Origin of the sequence: Flavobacterium sp. HJSW_4 (genome assembly GCF_042436695.1) — a bacterium.
Lineage (GTDB): Bacteria > Bacteroidota > Bacteroidia > Flavobacteriales > Flavobacteriaceae > Flavobacterium.
The window spans coordinates 1-379 of the sequence record NZ_JBHNPP010000089.1 but is presented as its reverse complement, the minus strand read 5'-3'; the positions used below and the strand labels follow the sequence as shown (position 1 = coordinate 379).

General features: G+C 42.7%; 1 protein-coding gene. It reads right to left on the bottom strand.

The annotated features are described in order from the left end of the window. The coding region (locus tag ACE01P_RS24430) for a condensation domain-containing protein (RefSeq protein WP_379701669.1) at nucleotides 1-379 on the bottom strand (379 nt) is incomplete at both ends.

The window sequence follows — 379 nt, the reverse complement described above, 5'->3', positions numbered from 1 at the left end:
CCATCGCCTACGATATGGTGCATCGATAAGAAAAAAACATGGTCATCCTCTTCTAATTTAATCAGCGAAGCTCTGATAAGAGGCGCTTTTTCTAAATCGAAAGGCTCCCTGTTCATTTCTTCCAGATAACCCGAAACCAATTGTTTTTGAGCATCCTGCCCTAAGAAGTCTTTTTGCGTCATCTCAAAGTTTACATCCTCGACAGGGATGATAAACTGGCGGGCTTCCCCTTCTGAATCAATTTTAAAACAAGTGCGCAAGATCTCATGGCGCTTAATTAATAGCTTAAATGATTCTTCAAATTTGCCAAAATCGACAGCTCCCGTAAGCCTAACTGCTGCGGGCATATTATATGCCAAAGACCCACCTTCCAGCTGGC